Source organism: Saccharothrix sp. DSM 118769 (genome assembly GCF_052936295.1).
The window spans coordinates 7058835-7080149 of the sequence record NZ_CP193627.1 but is presented as its reverse complement, the minus strand read 5'-3'; the positions used below and the strand labels follow the sequence as shown (position 1 = coordinate 7080149).

Sequence of the window (21315 nt, the reverse complement as noted above, 5' to 3'; positions counted from 1 at the left end):
CACGATGGACAACCTCACCCGCAGAGGCTTCTTCGGCTTCTCGGCCGCGGTCGGCGGCGCGTTCCTGGTGGGCTGCGGCGGCACCGCCGCCCAGCACACCGGCAGCGCGCTCGGCGCCGACGCCCTGGCCAAGGTGCTGCCCGCGCACATCCCGGTCGAGTTCGCCAAGCCCGACCTGCCCGGCGTCAACGGCTCCTCGCCCGGCTACCTGTCGTTCCCCGACAAGCTCGTCGCGGCGGTGGGGGAGAAGCCGCTCAAGGGCGGCGAGGTCACCGCCATGACCCCCGCCTTCTGGCCCGTGCCGCCGGGCCTGGGCGAGAACTCCTACTACGACGCGGTCAACGAGCGCCTGGGCGGCGTGGTCAAGTTCGACCTGGTGCAGGGCAGCGACTACGCGGCGAAGCTGGCCGCGATGATGGCGGGCAAGAACGTGCCGGAGATGACCGTCATGCCGACGTTCACCATCCCGCCGCGCTTCAGCGAGGGCGTCGGTGAGGTGTTCCGCGACCTGACCGACTTCCTCGCCGGGGACAAGGTCGAGGACTACCCGCTGCTCGCCAACATCCCCACCGACGCCTGGAACGCGTGCGTCTACGGCGGGCGGCTCTACGGCGTGCCGTTCCCGGACAAGCCGTTCCCCGAAGCGCTGTTCTACCGCTCGGACGTGTTCGAGCAGCTCGGCGTGGAACCGCCGAAGAACGCCGACGAGTTCGTGGCGCTGTGCAAGCAGGTCAACGACCCCGGCGCCAACCGGTGGGCCGTCGGCGACGTGTTCCGCTCGATGGTCCGCATGTTCGGCGACCCGGGCGACTGGAGCCGCGACCCCTCCGGCAAGGTCGTCAACAAGATCGAGACCGAGGCGTACGCCGAGGCGGTCAAGTTCACCCAGTCGCTGTACGCCGCCGGGTACGTGCACCCCGACCTCGTCGCGGGCAGCACCACCCGCGTCAAGGAGCTGTTCGCCGGCGGGCAGATGCTCGTCTACCAGGACGGCCTGGGCGCGTGGCGCGAGGCGCTGGCCCAGCAGCGGCCCACCAACCCCGGCTTCCGCATGGACGCCTTCCCGCTGTTCGCGCACGACGGCGGCGAGCCGAGCTACCCGGTCAGCCCGCCCACCGCGATGGTCACCCTGATCCGCAAGGACGTCCCCGACGACCGGGTGCGCGAGCTGCTGCGCGTGGCGAACTTCGCCGCCGCGCCCATCGGCACCGAGGAGCACTTCCTGCTGCGCTACGGCACCGAGGGCGAGCACAGCGCCCGCGGGGCCGGCGGCGCGCCCGACCTCAACGAGCTGGGCCGCAAGGAGATCACGCTCACCTACGGCTTCCTCGCCTCGCCGCCGGACGCCATCGTGGACGCCCAGTACCCCGACTACGTCACGTCGCTGCACGGCTGGCTGGCCGACGCCCACGAGCACCAGGTCAAGCCGCTGACGTTCGGGCTGCGCATCGAGGAGCCCGCCGAGCACTCGAAGCTGCCCAAGCAGTTCGAGGACCGCACCAACGACATCCTGCGCGGGCGCACGCCGGTCTCCGAGGTCGGCAAGCTCGCCGAGGACTGGCGCAAGGCCGGCGGCGACGACCTGCGGGCCTTCTACGACAAGGCGCTCTCCGATGCCGGGCGCTGACCTGCTGGAGCGGCCCGCCCTCTCGGCGGGCCGCCCGGCCTCCCCACCCCGCCGCGCGTCCTGGGTGCGCCGGCTGCGCCGCGACTGGGCCCTGCTGGTCATGGTGGCGCCCGCCGTGCTGCTGCTGGTGGTGTTCCACTACGTGCCGCTGCTGGGCAACGCGGTCGCGTTCCAGGACTACTCGCCGTACGTGGGCATCGCGGGCAGCCAGTGGGTCGGGTTCTCGAACTTCGCGCGGATCGTCGGCGACCCCGCGTTCTGGGACGCCACCGCCAACACGCTCACGATCACCGCGTTCCAGCTCGTGTTCTTCTTCCCGGTCCCCATCGGCCTGGCCCTGCTCGTGCACAGCCTGCTGTCGCCGCGGCTGCGGATGTTCGTGCAGAGCGTCGTCTACCTGCCGCACTTCTTCTCCTGGGTGCTGGTCGTCACCCTGTTCCAGCAGGTGCTGGGCGGCGCGGGCGTGCTCAACCAGTTCCTGCGCGAGCGCGGGGCCTCCCCGGTGGACGTGATGACCGACCCGGACCTGTTCCTGGTGCTGGTCACCGCCCAGTCGGTGTGGAAGGACGCCGGGTGGGGCGCGATCGTGTTCCTCGCCGCGCTGGCCACCGTGGACACCTCGCTCTACGAGGCGGCGGCCGTGGACGGCGCGAACCGGTGGCGGCGCATGTGGCACGTGACGCTGCCCGCGCTGGTCCCGGTGATCGTGCTGCTGCTCATCCTGCGCCTGGGCGAGGCGCTCACCGTCGGCTTCGAGCAGTTCCTGCTGCAGCGCGACGCCGTGGGCGCGGCCACCGCCGAGGTCCTCGACACGTACGTGTACTTCACCGGCGTGGTGAACTCCGACTTCTCCTACGCCGCCGCGGCGGGCCTGGCGAAGGGCCTCGTCGGGCTGGCGCTGGTGCTGGCGGCCAACAAGGTCGCGCACCTGGCCGGCGAGCAGGGGGTGTACTCGCGATGACGACCGCCGTGCGCCCCGCCTGGGACGAGGCGCCCACGCGGCTCGGCCAGGCCGCCAAGGCCGTGCTGGTCGGGCTCGTGCTGCTGGCCGTGCTGTTCCCGCTGTGGGTGGTCGTGCTGACCAGCGTGTCGCCGTCGTCGGCGATCACCGAGGCCGGCGGGCTCGTGGTGGTGCCGGACGGGTTCACCCTCGGCGCCTACGCCGAGCTGCTCTCCGGCGGCACCGTCACCCGGTCGGTCCTGGTCAGCACCGGCATCACCGCGGTCGGCACGCTGTTCAGCGTGGTCGTGACGCTGCTCGCCGCCTACGGCCTGTCGCGGCCCGGGTCGTTCGCGCACCGGCCGCTGCTGTTCACGGTGCTGCTGACGTTCCTGTTCGGACCGGGCCTCATCCCCACCTACCTGCTGGTGCAGTCCCTCGGCCTGCTCGACACCTACGCGGCGCTCGTGCTGCCCGGCGCGGTGGCCGCGTTCAACCTGGTGGTGCTGCGGTCGTTCTTCATGAACATCCCGCAGGACCTGGTGGACAGCGCCCGCATCGACGGCGCGGGCGACTTCCGGGTGCTGACCCGGATCGTGCTGCCGCTGTCCAAGGGCGTCACCGCGGTGATCGCGCTGTTCTACGCGGTCGGCTACTGGAACGCGTTCTTCAACGCCTTCCTGTACCTCAACTCCACCGACAAGTGGCCGTTGCAGCTGGTGCTGCGCACCTACGTGCTCCAGGGGCAGCCCATCCCCGGCACCAGCCACGCGGACTCCACGCTGGACGGCACGGGCGGGCTCGTCGCCACCCTCGCGGTGAAGATGGCGGTGGTCGTGATCGCGATCGTGCCGGTGCTGGTCGTGTACCCGTTCGTGCAGAAGCACTTCACCAAGGGCGTGATCGTGGGGGCGGTCAAGGGATGACCGGCCTGCGTTCGACGGGTCTGCGTTCGACGGGTCTGGGCTCGGCGGGCCTGCGCTACGGCGGCGACTACAACCCCGAGCAGTGGCCGGAGGACGTCTGGCCGCGCGACGTCGAGCTGATGCGCGAGGCGGGCGTGACCACGGTGACCGTGGGCGTGTTCTCCTGGTCGCGCATCGAGCCGCGGCCGGGGGAGCGGGACTTCGGCTGGCTGGACCGGGTCCTCGACCTGCTGCACGGCGGCGGCATCGAGGTCTTCCTGGCCACGCCCACCGCGTCGCCGCCGCCGTGGCTCGGGCACCGGCACCCGGAGACGCTGCCGGTGGACTTCGACGGCCACCGGCTGTCCTACGGCTCGCGCAACCAGTTCTGCCCGTCGTCCCCCGTGTACCGGGAGCACGCGCTGGCGCTGGTCGACGACCTGGCCGCGCGGTACGGCGACCACCCGGCGCTCGCGCTGTGGCACGTCGGCAACGAGCTGGGCCAGGTATGCCACTGCGACGTGACCGCCGAGCACTTCCGCACGTGGCTGCGCGACCGGCACGGCTCGCTGGACGCGCTCAACGCGGCCTGGCACACCGCGGCCTGGAGCCAGCGCTACGGCGAGTGGGACGAGGTCGTGCCGCCGCGCCGGGCCCCCTACCTGATCAACCCGGGCCAGCGGCTCGACTTCGCCCGGTTCTGCTCCGACGCGCTGCTGGCGCACTTCACCGCCGAGCGCGACGTGCTGCGCCGGCGGACCCCGGACGTGCCGGTGACGACGAACTTCATGGGCCTGGACGCCCCGCTGGACTACTGGGCGCTGGCGCGCGAGGAGGACGTCGTCTCGCACGACTGGTACCCCGACCCGGCCGACCCGACCTCACACGTGGTCAGCGCGCTCGGGTTCGACCTGATGCGGTCGCTGAAGGGCGGGCCGTGGCTGCTCATGGAGCAGGCGGCCGGCGCGGTGAGCTGGCGGCGGCGCAACCCGCCCAAGCCCGCCGGGCAGCTCCGCGCCCAGTCGGTGCAGGCGGTGGCGCGCGGCGCGGACGCGGTGTGCTTCTTCCAGTGGCGCGCCTCCGCGGGGGGCGCGGAGAAGTTCCACTCCGGGATGGTGCCGCACGCGGGCCCGGACAGCCGGGTGTTCCGCGAGGTCGTGGCGCTGGGCGCGGACCTGAAGGCCCTCGCGCCGGTCGCCGGGACGGGTGTCGCCGCGTCGGTGGCCGTGGTGCTGGACTGGGAGAGCTGGTGGGCGGCCCGGCTGGACGGGCACCCGTCGGCCGACTTCGACGTGCTGCGGCGCGTGCGCGACTTCTACGAGCCGCTGTTCGACGCGGGCGTCGCGGTCGACTTCGCCCACCCCGCCGCCGACCTGACCCGCTACCGGCTGGTGGTCGTGCCCAACCTGTACCTGGTGCGCGACCCCGCGCCGCTGGTGTCCTACGTGGAACGCGGCGGCACGCTGGTCATGGGCTTCTTCTCCGGCGTGGTCGACGAGCACGACCGGGTGGGCCTGGGCGGCTACCCGGCCCCGTTCCGCGAGCTGCTCGGCCTGCGCGTCGAGGAGGTGGTGCCGCTGGGCCCGGACGAGGAGGTGGCGTGCGCCTCGGCGTCGCTGGGCGGGTTCACCGCCGACTTCTGGTACGACGACCTGCGCGCCGAGGGGGCCGAGGTGATCGCGTCGCTGGTGGACGGCGGTGCGCCGGTCGTGCTGCGCAACCGCTTCGGCGCGGGCGCGGCCTGGTACGTCGGCACCCGGCCGTCACCGGTCGGCACCCGCGCGCTGCTGGACCGGGTGCTGGCGGAGGCGGGCGTCGACCCGGTGCTCGCCGTGCCGCGCGGCGTCGAGGCGGTGCGCCGCGGCGAGGTGCTGTTCCTGGTCAACCACGGTGCGGCCGAGGCGCGGGTGGACGTGCCGGGGACGCACGACGACCTGCTGTCCGGCGCGACCGTGACCGGTTCGCTGACCCTGGGGAGGTTCGGTGCCTCGGCTCTGGTTCCGCGCTCCGGCTGAGCGCTGGGAGGGCGCGCTGCCGCTGGGCGGCGGCCGGTTCGGCGCGGTGTGCTGGGGCACCGGCCGGTTCGACCTCAACGACGACCGGGTGTGGCGCGGCGGCCCGGCCCGGCCGGTCGACGGCGTGGACCGGGTGCTCGCCGCGCGCCGGGCCGTGCTGGCGGGCGACCCGGAGGGTGCCGAGGAGCTGCTCCGGTCGGTCCAGGGGCCGGACACCGGCGTCTACCAGCCGCTGGGCACGCTCCGGCTGCGCGGCCTCGAACCGGGGGAGGGCTACGAGCGGTCGCTCGACCTGCGCACCGGCGTGGCGGCCGTGCGGTACTCGCCCGGGGTGCGGCAGTACGCCGTGTGCTCCGCCGAGCACCACGCGCTGGCCGTGCGCGTCGAGGGCGCGCCGCACGTGACGGCGGAGGTGGACCGGGCGCTGCCCCTCGTCCGGGTCGAGGAGCCGGGCGCGGTCGTGTTCTGCGTCGGCCTGACCGACCCGCCGCCGTGGGACGTCTTCCGCGACCGGGCCGTCGCCGACCACCGGGCGCTGTTCGACCGCGTCTCGCTCGACCTCGGCCCCGAACCGGACCTGCCCACCGACGAGTGGCCCGCCGACGACCCGGCGCTGCTCGCGCTGCTGTTCCAGTACGGCCGCCACCTGCTGATCTCGTCGTCCCGGCCCGGCACGCTGCCCGCCAACCTCCAGGGGGTCTGGAACCCGCGCACCGACCCGCCGTGGCGGTCGAACTACACGCTCAACATCAACACCCAGATGAACTACTGGGCCGCCGAGCCCACCGGCCTGCCCGAGTGCCACGAGCCGCTGTTCGACCTCGTCGACGGCCTGGCCCGGAGCGGCGCGGAGGTCGCCGGGTCGCTCTACGGCGCGGACGGGTGGTGCGCGCACCACAACACCGACCCGTGGTTCCTGGCGACCCCCGTGCAGGGCGACCCGGCGTGGGCGAACTGGCCGATGGCCGGCGTGTGGCTGTGCCTGCACCTGTGGGAGCACTTCGAGCACGGCGGCGACGTGGAGTGGCTGCGCGCCCGCGCCTGGCCGCTGATGCTGGGCGCGGCCGAGTTCTGCCGGTCGTGGGTGTTCGAGCACGAGGGCGTCCTGACGACCGCGCCGTCCACCTCGCCGGAGAACCACTACGAGAGCCCGTCCGGCAACCCGGTGGCCGTCGGCGTCGGCTCCACGATGGACCTCACCCTGGTCTGGGAGCTGTTCACCCGCCTGCGCGAGGCCGGCGAGGTGCTGGGCCTGCCGGTGGACACCACCCTGCTGGACCGCCTGCCGCCGCTGCCCGTCGGCTCGCGCGGCCGGCTCCTGGAGTGGTCCCGCGAGGCGCCCGAACCCGAGCCGCGCCACCGGCACGTCTCCCACCTGGTCGGCCTCTACCCGGGCCGCCGCATCCGGCGGGGCACCCCGGAGGCCGAGGCCGCGCGCCTGGTGCTGGAGGACCGCGGCGACGACGGCCCGGGGTGGTCGCACGCCTGGAAGGCCGCCCTGTGGGCCCGCCTGGGCGACGGCACGCGCGCCGCGTCCCTGCTCGCCGCCATGCCGCGCTGCGAGAACCTGGTCGCGGCGAACCCGTTCCAGGTCGACGGCTCCCTCGGCCTGCCCGCCGCCGTGGCCGAGATGCTGGTGCAGAGCCACACCGGCGAGGTCGAGCTGCTGCCCGCGCTGCCCGCCCCGTGGCGGCGGGGGAGCGTCACCGGCCTGCGGGCGCGCGGCGGCCTCACCGTCGACCTGCGCTGGCGGGACGGCGAACCCACGTCGGTCGCGCTCACCTCGCGCACGGCGCGGTCCGTCGTGCTGCGGCACGGGGAGCGCTCGGAGGTGGTGCGGGTGCGCCCCGGGGTGCGGCAGGCGGTGCCGTGGCTACGCTCCGGCGGATGAGCGACAACCACGTTGTGGTCATCACCACCACCGACGGCGAGGACGCGGCGGGCAGCCTGGCGCGGGCCGTCGTGGAGGCGCGCCTCGCGGCGTGCGTCCAGGTCAGCGGCCCGGTGCGGAGCGTCTACCGGTGGGACGGGGAGGTCCGGGACGACCGGGAGTGGCAGCTCTGGATCAAGACCGCCTACGACCGGGTGGACGAGCTGACCGAGTTCGTCAAGGCGCACCACCCCTACGACGTGCCCGAGGTGCTGGCCCTGCCGGTGCTGGGCGGCAACGTGGACTACCTCGCCTGGGTCACCGAGGAGACCCGCGCGTAGCGGCGTCCGCGACACACCGGCGGCCGGCCACGGCTACACGCCGAGCCGACGCCTCAGCAGCGTCGCGGTGTGCACGGGCTCCGCGTCCGTGCCGTGCCGGACCTGCGTGCGGCAGCTGAAGCCGTCGGCCACCACCGCCGTGCCGCCCGCCGCCGCCCGCACGGCCGGGAACAGCGCCAGCTCGCCCACCGCCATCGACACCTCGTGGTGGCCCCGCTCGAACCCGAAGTTGCCCGCCAACCCGCAGCAGCCCTCCAGCAGCGACGCGGTCACCCCGGCCTTGGCCAGCAGCTCCCGGTCGGCGTCCAGGCCGCCCTCCGCGTACTGGTGGCAGTGCGGCTGCACGACCGCGTCACCGCCCGGCGCGCACGGCCCCAGCAGCGGCGAGACGTGCTCGGCGAACGTGCGCACCGACGCCGCCAGCCGCGCCACGTCCGGGTCGTCGCCCGCGACCTCCAGCGCGTCGCCCCGCAGGAACGCCGTGCAGCTCGGCTCCAACCCGACCACCGGCACGCCCTCGCGCGTCCACCGCCGCAGCACCCGCGCCGTCCGCCGGACCACCCGCCGCGCCACGTCCAGCTGCCCGGTCGAGTACCAGGTCAGGCCGCAGCAGACCGCCGGGCGCGGCACCTCCACCGCCTGCCCCGCGTGGTCGAGCACCACCGCCGCGTCCAGGCCGATGCCCGGCTCGAAGTGGTTGGTGAACGTGTCCGGGAACAGCAGCACCCGCTCCCCGCCGTCCCCCGAGGGGGTGAACCTCGACTGGAACGACCGCACCGGCACCGGCAGCGGGCGCGCCGGGTCCACCCCGCCGAACCGGGCGAACCGGGCGCTCACCCGGTTCACCAGGCGCAACCGCAGCCACAGCGGCAACCACCCCATCGAGTAGTGCGCGGCCGGTCGCCGCCGCCCCCGGTAGTGGTGGTGCAGGAACTCCGCCTTGTAGGTGGCCATGTCGACGTCCACCGGGCAGTCCCGCTTGCAGCCCTTGCAGCCCAGGCACAGGTCGAGCGCCTCGCGCACCTCCGCCGAGCGCCACCCGTCGCGCACCACCTGCCCGCCGAGCATCTCGAACAGCAGCCGCGCCCGGCCGCGCGTGGAGTGCTTCTCCTCGCGCGTCACCCGGTAGCTCGGGCACATCACGCCGCCCCGGGTGTTCAGGCACTTGCCCACGCCCACGCACCGCCGCGACGCCGCGCCCAGGTCGCCGCCGTCGGCGTGCAGGGCCAGCTTCGCCCGGGTCGGGATCACCGGGGGAGCGACCAGCACCCGCAGGTCGTCGTCCAGCTTCACCGGCGCCGTGATGCGGCCCGGGTTCATCAGGTCGCGGGGGTCGAACGCCGCCTTGAACCGGCCGAACGCGGTGATCGCCGCCGGCGGGTACATCCGCGGCAGCAGCTCCGAGCGCGCCTGCCCGTCGCCGTGCTCGCCGGACAGCGACCCGCCGTGCGCCACCACCAGGTCCGCCGCGTCCTGGAGGAACGACCGGAACCCGCGCGCGAGGTCGAAGTCGACCCGCACGTGCAGGCAGCCCTCGCCGTAGTGCCCGTAGGTGACGCCCCGCCTGCCGTGCCCGGCCAGCAGCGCGTCGAACTCCCGCAGGTAGGCGCCCAGCCGCTCGGGCGGCACGGCCGCGTCCTCCCAGCCCGGCCACGCCTCGCCGCCGTCCGACATGCGCGTCGCCAGGCCCGCGCCGTCCTCCCGGACCCGCCACAGCGCGCGCTGCCGGGCCGGGTCGGTCACCACCGCCGAGTGCGGCGCGAGCGCCGCCGCCCGGTGCGCCACCGACTCCTCGACCGCCTCCACGAACAGCCAGCTCCGCCCGCGCGGCAGCAGCGCCCGCGCGTCGCCCGCGTGCCGCGCCAGCTCGGCGTTCAGGCCCTCCACCGTGAGCACGTCCAGCTCGCGCAGCTCCGGCGCCAGGTCGGCGGCGTCGTACGGCCCGTCGAAGCCGAGCACCGCCAGCACCCGCCGCGGCGGCGCCTCCACCAGCCGCACGGTCGCGCCCAGCACCGCGGCGCAGGTCCCCTCCGACCCGACCAGCGCCCGGGTCAGGTCCGGCAGCGCGTCCAGCCGGTACCCGGACACCCGCCGGTCGAGCGCCGGGAACCACGCCGGGTCCACCTCCGGCAGGTCCAGCGGCGGCGGGGTGCGCGTGTCGAACCGCCGCCCGTCGGGCAGCAGCACGTCGAGCGCCCGCACGTTGTCGCCCGTCCGCCCCCACGCGACCGAGTGCGCGCCGCACGCGTCGTTGCCGATCATCCCGCCGATCGTGCACCGCGAGCGCGTCGACGGGTCCGGCCCGAACAGCAGCCCGTGCGGCCGGGCCGCGTCGTTGAGCCGGTCCAGCACCACGCCCGGCTGCACCACCGCGACCTTCTCGTCCGGGTCCACCGACACCACCCGGTCGAGGTACCGGGAGAAGTCCAGCACCACCCCGTCGCCCGCCGAGTTGCCCGCGACCGACGTGCCCGCGCCCCGGCTCGTGATCGGCACGCCGTGCTCGGCCGCCAGCGCGACCGCCGCCAGCACGGCGTCCACCGACCGGGGCCGCACCACGACCAGCGGCACGTGGCGGTAGTTCGACGCGTCGACCGAGTACACGGCCCGGGTGGCGCGGTCGGTGAGCACGTCGCCGTCCACCGCGGCGCGGAGCAGTCCTGCGAAACCGGTCACCCGCGCAATTGTGATCCACGCCCGGCCGATGGTGGGGTACTTAGGGGTAGCCGATAGCCTCGCACCGCATCAACCAGCAGCGATGGGAGCTAGCGTGTCGAGGTCCGTACTGGTCACCGGCGGCAACCGGGGCATCGGCCTGGCGATCGCCCGGGCGTTCGCCGCGCAGGGCGACAAGGTCGCGGTGACCCACCGCGGGTCCGGCGCGCCCGAGGGCCTGCTCGGCGTCAAGTGCGACGTGACCAGCGCCGCCGAGGTGGACGCGGCGTTCACCGAGGTCGAGGCCGCGCACGGCCCCGTCGAGGTGGTCGTGGCCAACGCCGGCATCACCGACGACACCCTGCTGCTGCGGATGACCGACGAGCAGTTCGGCCGCGTCCTCGACGCCAACCTGACCGGCGCGTTCCGGGTCGCCCAGCGCGCCTCGCGCGGGATGCTGAAGAAGCGCTACGGCCGGATCGTGCTCATCTCCTCCGTGGTCGGCCTCATGGGCGGCGCGGGGCAGGTCAACTACGCGGCGAGCAAGGCCGGCCTGGTCGGCGTGGCCCGCTCCATCGCCCGCGAGCTGGGCTCCCGCAACATCACCGCGAACGTCGTCGCGCCCGGCTTCATCACCACCGACATGACCGACGCCCTGCCCGAGGAGCGCAAGAAGCAGATCCTCGCCCAGGTGCCGTCCGGCCGGTACGGCACGACCGACGAGGTCGCCGCCGCCGTCACGTTCCTGGCCTCCGACGCCGCCGCCTACATCACCGGCGCGGTGCTGCCGGTCGACGGCGGCCTCGGCATGGGTCACTGAGGACCCGGCACCGACCTTCCCCTCGGCACAACACTTTCGGAGGAACAACCCGTGACGGGACTGCTCGAAGGCAAGCGACTGCTGATCACCGGTGTGATCACCGACGCGTCGATCGCCTTCCACGTGGCCAGGGTCGCCCAGGAGCAGGGCGCCCAGGTCGTGCTCACCGGCTTCGGCCGGCTCAGCCTCGTGGAGCGGATCGCCAAGCGCCTGCCGCAGGCCGCCCCCGTGGTCGAGCTGGACGTGCAGAACCAGGAGCACCTGGACACGCTGGCCGACCGGCTCCGCGAGCACGTCGACGGCCTCGACGGCGTCGTGCACGCCATCGGCTACGCCCCGCCGTCGTGCCTGGGCGCGCCGTTCATGGACGCGCCGTGGGAGGACGTGGCCACCGCGATGCACGTCTCGGCGTACTCGTACAAGGCGCTCGCGCAGGCCACCCTGCCGCTGCTGGGCCGCGGCTCCTCGATCGTCGGCCTGGACTTCGACGCCCGCCAGGTGTGGCCCGCCTACAACTGGATGGGCGCGGCCAAGGCGGCGTTCGAGTCGATCAACCGGTACATGGCCCGCGACCTCGGCCCGCAGGGCGTCCGGGTCAACCTGGTCTCGGCCGGCCCGGTGCGCACGATGGCCGCCAAGTCCATCCCCGGCTTCGCCGACCTGGAGGCCGTGTGGGGCGAGCGCGCCCCGCTCGGCTGGGACGTGGCCGACCCCACCCCCGTCGCCCGGTCGGTGTGCGGGCTGCTGTCCGACTGGTTCCCGGCCACCACCGGCTCGATGGTGTTCGTCGACGGCGGCATGCACTTCCTGGGCATCTGACCCGTCCGGGTCGGCGTGCCGCTGGTCACGCCGACCCGGTTGTGCGCCCCGGGCGCGTCGGCGCGAGGATGTCCGGGTGAGTTACGACGCGCTGCTCTGGCTGTCCTTCGGCGGCCCGGAGGGACCCGAGGACGTCCGCCCCTTCCTGGAGAACGTGACCCGCGGTCGCGGTGTCCCGCCCGAGCGGTTGGACGAGGTGGAGCAGCACTACCAGCACTTCGGCGGCGTGTCGCCGATCAACGCGCTCAACCGCCGCGCGATCGAGGCGGTGCGCGACCTGGTGGAGCTGCCGGTCTACTTCGGCAACCGCAACTGGCACCCGATGGTCGAGGACACCCTGGCCGAGATGAGGGCCGCGGGGGTGAAGCGCGCCCTGGTGTTCCCGACCAGCGCCTACGGCGGCTACTCGGCGTGCCGCCAGTACGACGAGGACATCACGCGCGCCCGCGCCGCCGTCGAGGACGCCCCCGAACTGGTGAAGATCCGCCAGTTCTTCGACCACCCGCTGTTCGTCGAGTCCTTCGCGGACGCCGTGCGCGCCGCCGCCGCCGACTTCGACGACTACCGCCTGGTGTTCACCGCGCACTCGGTGCCGCTCTCGGCCGACAAGGCGTCCGGACCGCCCGAGGAGGGCGGCCACCGCTACTCGCGGCAGGTCGAGGAGGCGTCCCGGCTGGTCGCCGCCGCCGTGGGCGCGCCCGAGCACGACGTGGTGTGGCAGTCGCGGTCCGGCCCGCCGCAGGTGCCGTGGCTCGAACCGGACGTCGTGGACCACCTCGACACCCTGCACGCCAAGGGCGTGGCCAACGTCGTGGTGTGCCCGATCGGGTTCGTCAGCGACCACCTGGAGGTGGTCTGGGACCTCGACACCGAGGCCCGCGACCGGGCGCGCGAGCTGGGCATGGGCTTCGCCCGCGCCACGACGCCGAACGACGACCCGCGGTTCGCCCGGCTCGTCGCCGAGCTGGTCGCCGAGCACCTGGCCGACGCGCCGGTCCGCAAGCTGTCGGACTTCCCGCTCGCCGGCTGCACGGTGAACGGCGCGCCGTGCGCGGTGCTGTGCTGCGAGCCCGCGAAGCGCCCGGCGCGGGGACCCGCGACGTGAGCGTCGACTTCAGCTGGTCACCGAGGCCCGCGGACTGGCGGGACGCGCTGCGGACCGCCGTGCCGCTGTACCGGTGGGCGCCGTGGTTCGCCGCCGTGCTCGCCGTGCTCGGCGTCGTCGTCCTGGTGCTGGGCATGACGTGGGCGGGCGTGTTCGCGCTCGCCCTGGCCGCGGTCATCGCCGCGCTCGTGCCCGTGGGCACGGCGGTGAACTTCCACAACCACCCGCTCGCGGCCAAGACCGTCACCGGCACGGCGGACGCCCACTCGCTGCGCATGTCGGTCGGCGAGGCCGCCCGCAGCGAGCTGAACTGGGACGAGCTGCCGGGCTGGGCGGAGACCGGGCGCGGGTTCGTGCTGCGGACCGCGACGACCGCGATGTACGCCGTGCCGCACCGGGCGTTCGCCGGGGACGACGACGTGGCGAGGTTCCGGTCGCTGCTGGCGGAGCACGTCGGACCGGCCGCCTGACCCCCCGAACCGCGCGCGTACCCTCGGCAGGCGTGTCAAGTGCGAGTGCGACGCTGGTCGTCTGGACCTCTGCCTGGCTGCACGGCGCGGCCCCGGCGGACGACGTCCTGGACGCCCTGGGGTTCTGGGCCGGGCTGCACGAGGTGGTCGCCGACGACGACGGCACCGCCACGGCCCTCGACCTGCCGGGGCCCGACGAGGTCCCGGTGGGGCCCGCCCTGCTGCTGGCGTCGCTGAGGCGCGCCTCGGCCACCACCGCCCGGCTCGTGCTGCCCGTGCCGGGCGACGTGCGCGGCCTGGGCGGCCAGGGGCCGCTGGTCAAGTGCGCGCTGCGGGCGGGGCAGGCGGTGGTGCTGCCGGACGTCGGCGTCGGCCTGGTGCCCGCGCTGGTGGCCGACGGCGTGCTGCGGTGGACGGTGTTCGACCTGCCGTCGTCGTCGCCCGGCGAGCACGTGCCGATCGGGGAGGCCGAGCACGGCCTGGCGTCGGCGATGCGCGAGGCCGCCACGGCGCTCGTGACGCTCGACGTGGCCCGGCACCGGCCGAACGTGCGCGCCGAGATCGCCGCGCTGTCGGCGGAGCAGCAGAAGCTGTCGTGGCCGGACGGGATGCCGCCGCGCGCGCTGCGCGTGCTCCAGCGGGCGGCCGAGGTCGCCGCGATCCTGGAGGTGGCCGCGTCCGACGCGCCCGGCGGGGCCGTCTCGGCGACCGCGACGAGGGCCCGGGACGAGGCGTTGCGACCGCTGTCCGAGGCCGTGCGGCGGGCGCGGCTGGCGGCGGTGGACGAAGCGGTGCGCGTGCTTTCGGATCAGGGTGCCGGCCGCCATTGAGGCGTACGCGCTGTCGAATGGTTTCGACAATGCTTCGGTGAACGTCGAAATTGCGCAATCTTTCTTTCCCGGCGTCGAATCGAATATTCGACGCCGGGAGGGTGCTCGTACGCCGAGGACATTCCGCTGAACAGGTGACACCGGTTGCTTCCGTTTGCCTTCCGAATCGATCCGGACCGGACGCGGGCTGTGGAATCCATTTGAGACGGAAGTAGTGAAACCGCAGGTCAGCGTGCTTTGAATCGCTTCGCACGCGGGTATAGGCTGGGATTATCTCCAGGTCAACCCCTCGTCAACACCGCGTGTCATGCGTTACCGTTCGTCTGGGAGCGCTCCCAGTCACCCTTCCGGTTCTGCGTCGAATCCCGGTGCGGTGACATGGCCTGGGAGCGCTCCCAGATGGCGATTTGCTCGCAAGGAGGCGATGCATGAGTCTGCGCACGTTCGTTCGGTCCCGAAAGGTGGCCGGCGCGTTGGCGGTGACCTCGGTGGCGGCCCTGTCCGCAGCCGGGGTGGTGGCTAGCACCGCCACCGCCAACGCGGCACCCGGATGCCGGGTCTCGTATTCGATCAGCAACCAGTGGCCCGGTGGATTCGGCGCCAACCTCCAGGTCACCAACCTGGGCGACGCGATCAGCGGTGGCTGGACCCTGGAGTGGGACTTCGCCGCCGGCCAGAGCATCCAGCAGGGCTGGGGCGGCGTCTTCTCGCAGTCCGGTGCCCGCGTGTCGGTCAAGAACCCGTCGTGGAGCCCGAACCTGGGCACCGGCGCGTCGGTGGCGCCCGGCTTCAACGGCGCGTGGAACGGCTCGAACCCGGTGCCGACCTCGTTCCGCCTGAACGGGACGGTCTGCACGGGTTCGGTCGACACCACCACGACGACCACGACCACCACCACGACGACGACGAGCACGACGACCACCACGACGACCACGGGTGGCGGCAACCCCGGCACCAGGGTGGACAACCCGTACGTGGGCGCCGGCGTGTACGTCAACCCGCAGTGGTCGCGCCTGGCCGCCGCGGAGCCGGGTGGCTCGCGGATCGCGAACCAGCCGACCGGTGTGTGGCTGGACCGGATCAGCGCGATCGACGGCAACGACTCGCCGACGACCGGCTCGATGGGCCTGGCCGACCACCTCGACGAGGCGGAGCGCCAGCGCGCCGCCCGCTCGGACGGTCAGCTCGTCTTCCAGTTCGTCGTCTACAACCTGCCCGGCCGCGACTGCGCCGCGCTGGCCTCCAACGGTGAGCTGAAGGCCGACGAGATCGGCAAGTACAAGACCGACTACATCGACAAGATCGTCTCGATCGTCAGCGACGCGAAGTACTCGAAGCTGCGCATCGTCCCGGTCATCGAGATCGACTCGCTGCCGAACCTCGTCACCAACGTCTCGCCGCGGGCCACGGCCACGCCGAACTGCGACGTCATGAAGGCGAACGGCAACTACGTCGAGGGCGTCTCGTACGCCGTCGGCAAGCTCGGCGCCATCGGGAACGTCTACAACTACATCGACTCCGGCCACCACGGCTGGATCGGGTGGGGCGACACCGTTCCCGAGTACGACAACTTCTACGCCTCGGCGAAGCAGTTCGCTGCCATCCTGGGCAAGAACGGCGTCACCAAGGACAAGATCCACGGCTTCGTCACCAACACGGCGAACTACTCCGCGCTGGAGGAGCCGTACTGGACGGTCGACGACCTCGTCGGCGGTCGCCCGGTGAAGGAGAACGCCAAGTGGGTCGACTGGAACGACTTCAACGGTGAGCTGGGCTTTGCCACGGCGATGCGCGCCGAGCTGGTCAAGCAGGGCTTCGACAGCAGCATCGGCATGCTGATCGACACCTCGCGCAACGGCTGGGGCGGCCCCAACCGGCCGACCGGCAAGTCGACCGCGACCAACGCGGACGACTACGTCAACCAGTCGCGCATCGACCGCCGCCACCAGAAGGGCAACTGGTGCAACCAGGCCGGTGCCGGTCTGGGCGAGCGGCCGAAGGCCGCGCCGAAGCCGAACATCGACGCCTACGTCTGGATCAAGCCGCCGGGTGAGTCCGACGGTTCGAGCAAGGCGATCCCGAACGACGAGGGCAAGGGCTTCGACCGCATGTGCGACCCGACCTACGAGGGCAACGTGCGCAACGGCAACAACCTCTCGGGCGCCCTCGCGGACGCCCCGGTGTCGGGCCACTGGTTCTCGGCCCAGTTCCAGGAGCTCATGCGCAACGCCTACCCGGCGCTGTGACGACCTCCTGAACCACAACTGAACAGCCCGCGGGCGGTGTCCACGACGGACACCGCCCGCGGGCGTACGCCCAGGGTGTCCGCCGTGGACGTGGACGAGATCACCCGACGCCGACGTCCTCGCCACCCGGACCGCCGCCCTGCCGGGCCCGCGCGGCCCGGTCGCGATCGACCCGCGCCCGCGCCCTCGCGCCGGTGAACGCCCTGGCCCACCTCGACGACGAGACCGCGCGCACCGAACTCCTCACCCTGGCCCGCTGACCGGCTCCCGCGTCCCGGACCGGCACCGCTCGCACCGGTCGCGCCCGGGGCGCAGGTAGAGCAGCGGGTTGCCGCACGCCGCGCACCACCGGTGCACCCGCTCGGGACCGGCGCCGGCGCCGCGCGCCTCCCCGGCGGGCTCGTACGCGCCGCGCCCGCCGGTCATCTCCCGGAAGCGCGCCAGGTCGCGCACCGGGACGAGGTAGACCCGGTCCGGGACGGGGGCCAGCAGCACGGCCTCGCGGGCCGGGACCTGCTCGGCCACGTCGTCGACCTTCATGCCGGGCCACGGGCGCAGGTACGGGTGGGACCGGCCGCACGGGGTCGACCCCCCGTCGGGGCAACGGTCGAAGGTCAGCACGTCGCACCGCTCCTCGGCCACCCGGCGGAGCCCGGTGGCGGTCAGCGCGCCGCGGCGGGGCACGTCGTCCCAGGAGGTCCTGTTGCAGCCGACCGAGGGCACCCGGTGGAACCACGACGGGGAGCGGTCGGCCCCGGAGAACCACAGCGGCAGCCAGCCCGCGCGGTGCGCCCGGACCGTCCCGCGCGCCACCCGGCCCGGCGGGAGGCGACCGGCCCCGAGCCCGATCGCGGTGTCGGCGAGGCCGTGCACCGCGATGTCCGGCACCGCGACGCCCGGCCCCGCGCCCGGAGCGATCCCGAACCCGGTGCGCGCCCGGAAGCCCGCCGCGGCGGCGGCCCGGAGCCAGTACTCCTCCTGCCGCTTGCGCTCGTCCTCGGCGCGGCGCCCCGCGCGGCCGTCCCCCGACACCCCCATGAGCACCGCCTCCGCGCTCGGCCCTCATCCCTGCATACCGCCGGCCCGGATTCCTGCATACCGCCGGTCCGGCCGGTGCTGTCCGCTTTTCGGGGGGTTCCGCCGAGGTGGCCGGCGCGTCCGCGCGGTCCCGGACCACCGCCGAGCGGTGCGGGAGGGTGGGGCGACCGGGCCGTGACGAGGGCCCGCGCGCCGCCATTGTCCCACATCCGAGCGGGCCCGGCCCCTTCGAGGTGGTGGAGTCGCTCCACGTCGACCGGTGCCCGGACCAGGCGTAACTTCGACCGGGTGACCCCTCAGCTCCCCACCACCGCCGGCGCCCTCCGCGCGGCAGGCCACCTGCCGCGCGGGGTGAAGGCCGAGATCCGCGAGAACCTGCTGGCCGCCCTGCGCGAGGGCCGCGACCCGTGGCCCGGGATCGTCGGCTTCGACCGCACCGTGCTGCCGCAGCTGGAGCGCGCCCTGCTGGCCGGGCACGACGTGGTGCTGCTCGGCGAACGCGGCCAGGGCAAGACCAGGCTGCTGCGCACCGTCGTCGGCCTCCTCGACGAGTGGACCCCCGTCATCGAGGGCGCCGAGCTGAACGAGCACCCGCTCGACCCCATCACGCCCGCCTCCAAGCGCCGCGCCGCCGAACTGGGCGACGACCTCCCCGTGGTCTGGAAGCACCGCGACGAGCGGTTCTCCGAGAAGCTGGCCACGCCCGACACGAGCGTCGGCGACCTGGTCGGCGACGTCGACCCGGTCAAGGTCGCCCAGGGCCGCAGCCTCGGCGACCCGGAGACCATCCACTACGGCCTGCTGCCCCGCTCCCACCGCGGCGTCATCGCCGTCAACGAACTGCCCGACCTGGCCGAGCGCATCCAGGTGTCGCTGCTCAACGTGATGGAGGAGCGCGACATCCAGATCCGCGGCTACACGCTGCGGCTGCCGCTGGACGTGCTGCTCGTCGCCACCGCCAACCCCGAGGACTACACCAACCGCGGCCGGATCATCACCCCGCTCAAGGACCGGTTCGGCGCCGAGATCCGCACGCACTACCCGCTGGAGGTCTCCACCGAGATCGACCTCGTGCGCCAGGAGGCCGACCTGGTCGCGGAGGTCGGCGACCACCTGCTGGAGGTCATCGCCCGGTTCGTGCGGCACCTGCGCGAGTCGTCGGCGATCGACCAGCGCTCCGGCGTGTCGGCCCGGTTCGCGGTCGCCGCGGCCGAGACGGTCGCCGCCGCCGCCCTGCGCCGCAGCGCCCTGATCGGCGAGACGCCGGCCGTCGCGCGCCCGGTCGACCTCGACTCGGTGCCCGAGGTGCTGCGCGGCAAGCTGGAGTTCGAGGCCGGCGAGGAGGGCCGCGAGCAGGAGGTGCTGACCCACCTGCTGCGCCGGGCCGTGGCGGACACGGCGCGCTCGACGTTCGCGGGCCTGAACCTGCGGCCGCTGGCCGAGCTGGTGTCCGACGGCCACCCGGTGGCCACCGGCGAACGCGTGCACGCGGGCGACCTGCTCGGCGCGCTGCCCGAGCTGCCGGTGCTGCACGAGGTGGCGCAGCGCGTCGGCGCGGGCCCCAAGGACCCGGCCGGCCGCATCGCCTCGGGCGTGGAGCTGGCCCTGGAATCGCTCTACCTCACCCGTCAGCTGGCCAAGGACAGCGACGACGACCGATCGGTGTACGGATGAGCGGCTACCGCTACGGCCGGTACGTCGACGGCCCCGACCCGCTGGCACCGCCGACCGACCTGCGCGCGGCGGTGGACGAGCTGGGCCGCGAGGTCATGGAGGGCTCCTCGCCCGAGTCGGCGCTGCGCGAGCTGCTGCGCCGGGGCGTGTCGGGCACCCGCGGCCTGGACGACCTGACCGCGCGGCTGTGGCGGAAGCGGTCCGCGATCACCCGGCGGCACCGCCTCGACGGCACGTTGCAGGAGGTCCAGCGGCTGCTCCAGGAGGCCGTCCAGGCCGAGCGGACGGCGCTGTTCCCCGACCCGGACGACGACGCCCGCTTCCGCGAGGCCGTGCTCGACGCGCTGCCGCAGTCCACGGCGGCGGCCGTGCGCGAGCTGGCCGAGTACGACTGGCGCTCGCCGCAGGCGCGCGAGTCGTACGGCAAGATCCAGGACCTGCTCGGCCGGGAGCTGATGGACCAGCGCTTCCAGGGCATGAAGCAGGCCATGGCGAACGTCGGCCCCGAGGACGTGCGGCGCATCCAGGACATGCTGCGCGACCTCAACGACCTGCTCGCCGCCCACGCCCGGGGCGAGGACACCACCGAGCGGTTCCAGGAGTTCATGGGGGAGCACGGCGAGTTCTTCCCGGAGAACCCGAGGACGGTCGACGAGCTGGTCGACGCGCTCGCCGCCCGGGCGGCCGCCGCCCAGCGGGTGATGAACTCGATGACCGAGCAGCAGCGGCAGGAGCTGGCCCAGCTGTCGCAGCAGGCGTTCGGCGACTCCGGGATCGGCTCCCAGCTCGGCCGGCTCGACTCGCTCCTCCAGGGCATGCGGCCCGGCGAGGACTGGAACGGCTCGGCGCGCTTCCGCGGCAACACCCCGATGGGACTCGGCGAGGGCGCCCAGGCGATGGCCGACCTGGCCGAGCTGGACGCGCTCGCCGAGCAGCTCGCCCAGTCCTACCCGGGCGCCGGCCTGGAGGACATCGACGTGGAGGCCCTGGTCCGCCAGCTCGGCGCCGAGGCGGGCGTGGACGCCCGGAGGCTGGCCGAGCTGGAGCGCGAGCTGCGGTCGCAGAACCTGCTGGAACGCGCGCCCGACGGTTCGCTCCGGCTCACCCCCAAGGCCCTGCGGCGGCTGGGGGAGACGGCGCTGCGCGGCGTCGTCGACGGCGTGCGGGCGCAGGGGCAGCGGGACAACAGGTCGGCGGGCGCGGCCGGTGAGCTGATCGGCTCGACCAGGCCGTGGGCGTTCGGCGACACCGAGCCGTGGAACGTGCCGCGCACCGTCACCAACGCCGTGCTGCGCTCGGCGGGCGGACCGGTGTCGCTGGACGTGGTCGACGTCGAGGTCAGCGAGACCGAGCAGCGGTCGAGGGCGGCGGTGGCGCTGTGCGTCGACACGTCGTGGTCGATGGTCCAGGACGGCCGGTGGGTGCCGATGAAGCGCACCGCGCTGGCCCTGCACCACCTGGTGCGCACCAGGTTCCGCACCGATGCGCTGGAGCTGATCACGTTCGGCCGGCACGCCGAGGCGGTCGACATCGGGCAGCTCACCGCCCTGGAGGGGGTGTGGGAGCAGGGCACCAACCTGCACCACGCGCTGCTCCTGGCGGGCAGGCACGTCCGCCGCCACCCCGACGCCCAACCGGTGGTGCTGGTGGTGACCGACGGCGAGCCGACCGCGCACCTGGAGGCGACCGGCGAGGCCGAGTTCCACTACCCGCCGCTGGACCGGACGCTGGGCAAGACCCTGGTGGAGGTCGACAACCTGGCCCGGCTGGGCGCGTCGATCACCGTGTTCCGGCTGGGTGACGACCCCCGCCTGACCAGGTTCGTGGACACGGTGGCCCGCCGCTCGGGCGGTCGCGTCGTGGCCCCGGACGAGGACGGGCTGGGCGCGGCCGTGGTGAGCGACTACCTGAGGTCCCGCAAGCGCCGCTGACGGCCGGGAGGCCGCCGGTGCGGGATGAT

Annotated in this window: 17 protein-coding genes; 14 read left to right on the top strand and 3 right to left on the bottom strand. The window is 73.8% G+C overall.

Going from position 1 to position 21315, the window contains the following annotated elements; translation table 11 throughout:
- Nucleotides 1–4: 4 nt before the first annotated feature.
- From ACRAKJ_RS29375 to ACRAKJ_RS29350, 6 genes are read left to right on the top strand one after another with little or no spacing between them, the layout of a single operon-like run.
- Nucleotides 5–1627, top strand: a complete 1623-nt coding sequence (locus tag ACRAKJ_RS29375) for an extracellular solute-binding protein (RefSeq protein ID WP_438923411.1) — start codon at nt 5–7, stop codon at nt 1625–1627.
- Nucleotides 1614–2588, top strand: coding sequence for an ABC transporter permease subunit (locus tag ACRAKJ_RS29370; RefSeq protein WP_438923410.1), 975 nt, complete (start codon nt 1614–1616; stop codon nt 2586–2588). Before ACRAKJ_RS29375 ends, ACRAKJ_RS29370 begins: the two co-directional genes overlap by 14 nt.
- Nucleotides 2585–3493: an ABC transporter permease subunit gene (locus ACRAKJ_RS29365; protein WP_438923409.1), complete on the top strand. Its 909-nt coding sequence runs from the start codon at nt 2585–2587 to the stop codon at nt 3491–3493. Before ACRAKJ_RS29370 ends, ACRAKJ_RS29365 begins: the two co-directional genes overlap by 4 nt.
- Nucleotides 3490–5487 (top strand): beta-galactosidase, encoded by a 1998-nt coding sequence (locus ACRAKJ_RS29360; protein ID WP_438923408.1) that lies wholly within the window; start codon nt 3490–3492, stop codon nt 5485–5487. The genes ACRAKJ_RS29365 and ACRAKJ_RS29360 overlap by 4 nt, the downstream gene beginning before the upstream one ends.
- Nucleotides 5456–7378: a glycosyl hydrolase family 95 catalytic domain-containing protein gene (locus ACRAKJ_RS29355; RefSeq protein WP_438923407.1), complete on the top strand. Its 1923-nt coding sequence runs from the start codon at nt 5456–5458 to the stop codon at nt 7376–7378. Before ACRAKJ_RS29360 ends, ACRAKJ_RS29355 begins: the two co-directional genes overlap by 32 nt.
- A complete protein-coding gene (locus ACRAKJ_RS29350; RefSeq protein ID WP_438923406.1) occupies nt 7375–7698 on the top strand; it encodes a divalent cation tolerance protein CutA in 324 nt (107 codons plus the stop codon). The genes ACRAKJ_RS29355 and ACRAKJ_RS29350 overlap by 4 nt, the downstream gene beginning before the upstream one ends.
- A gap of 33 nt (nt 7699–7731) precedes the next feature.
- On the opposite strand, the gene ACRAKJ_RS29345 is transcribed toward ACRAKJ_RS29350, so the two are convergent.
- Nucleotides 7732–10374 (bottom strand): FAD-binding protein, encoded by a 2643-nt coding sequence (locus ACRAKJ_RS29345; protein WP_438923405.1) that lies wholly within the window; start codon nt 10372–10374, stop codon nt 7732–7734.
- Between the two features lie 94 nt (nt 10375–10468).
- On the opposite strand from ACRAKJ_RS29345, the gene fabG reads away from it, so the two are divergent.
- The 6 genes from fabG (at nt 10469) to ACRAKJ_RS29315 (ending at nt 16643) form a co-directional block, all read left to right on the top strand.
- The gene (gene fabG, locus ACRAKJ_RS29340; RefSeq protein ID WP_438923404.1) at nt 10469–11173 is read left to right on the top strand and encodes a 3-oxoacyl-[acyl-carrier-protein] reductase; all 705 of its coding nucleotides are present in this window, start codon (nt 10469–10471) and stop codon (nt 11171–11173) included.
- A 51-nt stretch (nt 11174–11224) separates the two neighbouring features.
- The gene (gene fabI / locus ACRAKJ_RS29335; protein WP_438923403.1) at nt 11225–11992 is read left to right on the top strand and encodes an enoyl-ACP reductase FabI; all 768 of its coding nucleotides are present in this window, start codon (nt 11225–11227) and stop codon (nt 11990–11992) included.
- Nucleotides 11993–12068: 76 nt separating this feature from the next.
- Nucleotides 12069–13097, top strand: coding sequence for a ferrochelatase (locus tag ACRAKJ_RS29330; protein WP_438923402.1), 1029 nt, complete (start codon nt 12069–12071; stop codon nt 13095–13097).
- Entirely contained in the window at nt 13094–13567 is a 474-nt protein-coding gene (locus tag ACRAKJ_RS29325) for a YcxB family protein (RefSeq protein WP_438923401.1), read from the top strand. Before ACRAKJ_RS29330 ends, ACRAKJ_RS29325 begins: the two co-directional genes overlap by 4 nt.
- A 32-nt stretch (nt 13568–13599) precedes the next feature.
- Entirely contained in the window at nt 13600–14397 is a 798-nt protein-coding gene (locus tag ACRAKJ_RS29320) for a hypothetical protein (protein WP_438923400.1), read from the top strand.
- Between the two features lie 428 nt (nt 14398–14825).
- Nucleotides 14826–16643 (top strand): glycoside hydrolase family 6 protein, encoded by a 1818-nt coding sequence (locus tag ACRAKJ_RS29315; protein WP_447008745.1) that lies wholly within the window; start codon nt 14826–14828, stop codon nt 16641–16643.
- Between the two features lie 100 nt (nt 16644–16743).
- Here ACRAKJ_RS29315 and ACRAKJ_RS29310 read toward each other — a convergent pair whose 3' ends face one another.
- Together ACRAKJ_RS29310 and ACRAKJ_RS29305 are read right to left on the bottom strand one after the other, a co-directional pair.
- The gene (locus tag ACRAKJ_RS29310; RefSeq protein ID WP_447008744.1) at nt 16744–16878 is read right to left on the bottom strand and encodes a hypothetical protein; all 135 of its coding nucleotides are present in this window, start codon (nt 16876–16878) and stop codon (nt 16744–16746) included.
- Between the two features lie 8 nt (nt 16879–16886).
- Nucleotides 16887–17681, bottom strand: coding sequence for a hypothetical protein (locus ACRAKJ_RS29305; protein ID WP_438920516.1), 795 nt, complete (start codon nt 17679–17681; stop codon nt 16887–16889).
- Nucleotides 17682–17969: 288 nt separating this feature from the next.
- Between ACRAKJ_RS29305 and ACRAKJ_RS29300 the strand changes: the two genes are divergently transcribed.
- Nucleotides 17970–19355: a sigma 54-interacting transcriptional regulator gene (locus tag ACRAKJ_RS29300; protein WP_438920517.1), complete on the top strand. Its 1386-nt coding sequence runs from the start codon at nt 17970–17972 to the stop codon at nt 19353–19355.
- Nucleotides 19352–21286, top strand: a complete 1935-nt coding sequence (locus tag ACRAKJ_RS29295; protein ID WP_438920518.1) for a vWA domain-containing protein — start codon at nt 19352–19354, stop codon at nt 21284–21286. The genes ACRAKJ_RS29300 and ACRAKJ_RS29295 overlap by 4 nt, the downstream gene beginning before the upstream one ends.
- Nucleotides 21287–21315: the final 29 nt, after the last annotated feature.

Coding starts and splice junctions, on each gene's coding strand:
- ACRAKJ_RS29375 (WP_438923411.1), top strand. CDS start 5: ATGGACAACCTCACCCGCAGAGGCTTCTTCGGCTTCTCGGCCGCGGTC.
- ACRAKJ_RS29370 (WP_438923410.1), top strand. CDS start 1,614: ATGCCGGGCGCTGACCTGCTGGAGCGGCCCGCCCTCTCGGCGGGCCGC.
- ACRAKJ_RS29365 (WP_438923409.1), top strand. CDS start 2,585: ATGACGACCGCCGTGCGCCCCGCCTGGGACGAGGCGCCCACGCGGCTC.
- ACRAKJ_RS29360 (WP_438923408.1), top strand. CDS start 3,490: ATGACCGGCCTGCGTTCGACGGGTCTGCGTTCGACGGGTCTGGGCTCG.
- ACRAKJ_RS29350 (WP_438923406.1), top strand. CDS start 7,375: ATGAGCGACAACCACGTTGTGGTCATCACCACCACCGACGGCGAGGAC.
- ACRAKJ_RS29315 (WP_447008745.1), top strand. CDS start 14,826: ATGAGTCTGCGCACGTTCGTTCGGTCCCGAAAGGTGGCCGGCGCGTTG.
- ACRAKJ_RS29305 (WP_438920516.1), bottom strand. CDS start 17,681: ATGGGGGTGTCGGGGGACGGCCGCGCGGGGCGCCGCGCCGAGGACGAG.
- ACRAKJ_RS29295 (WP_438920518.1), top strand. CDS start 19,352: ATGAGCGGCTACCGCTACGGCCGGTACGTCGACGGCCCCGACCCGCTG.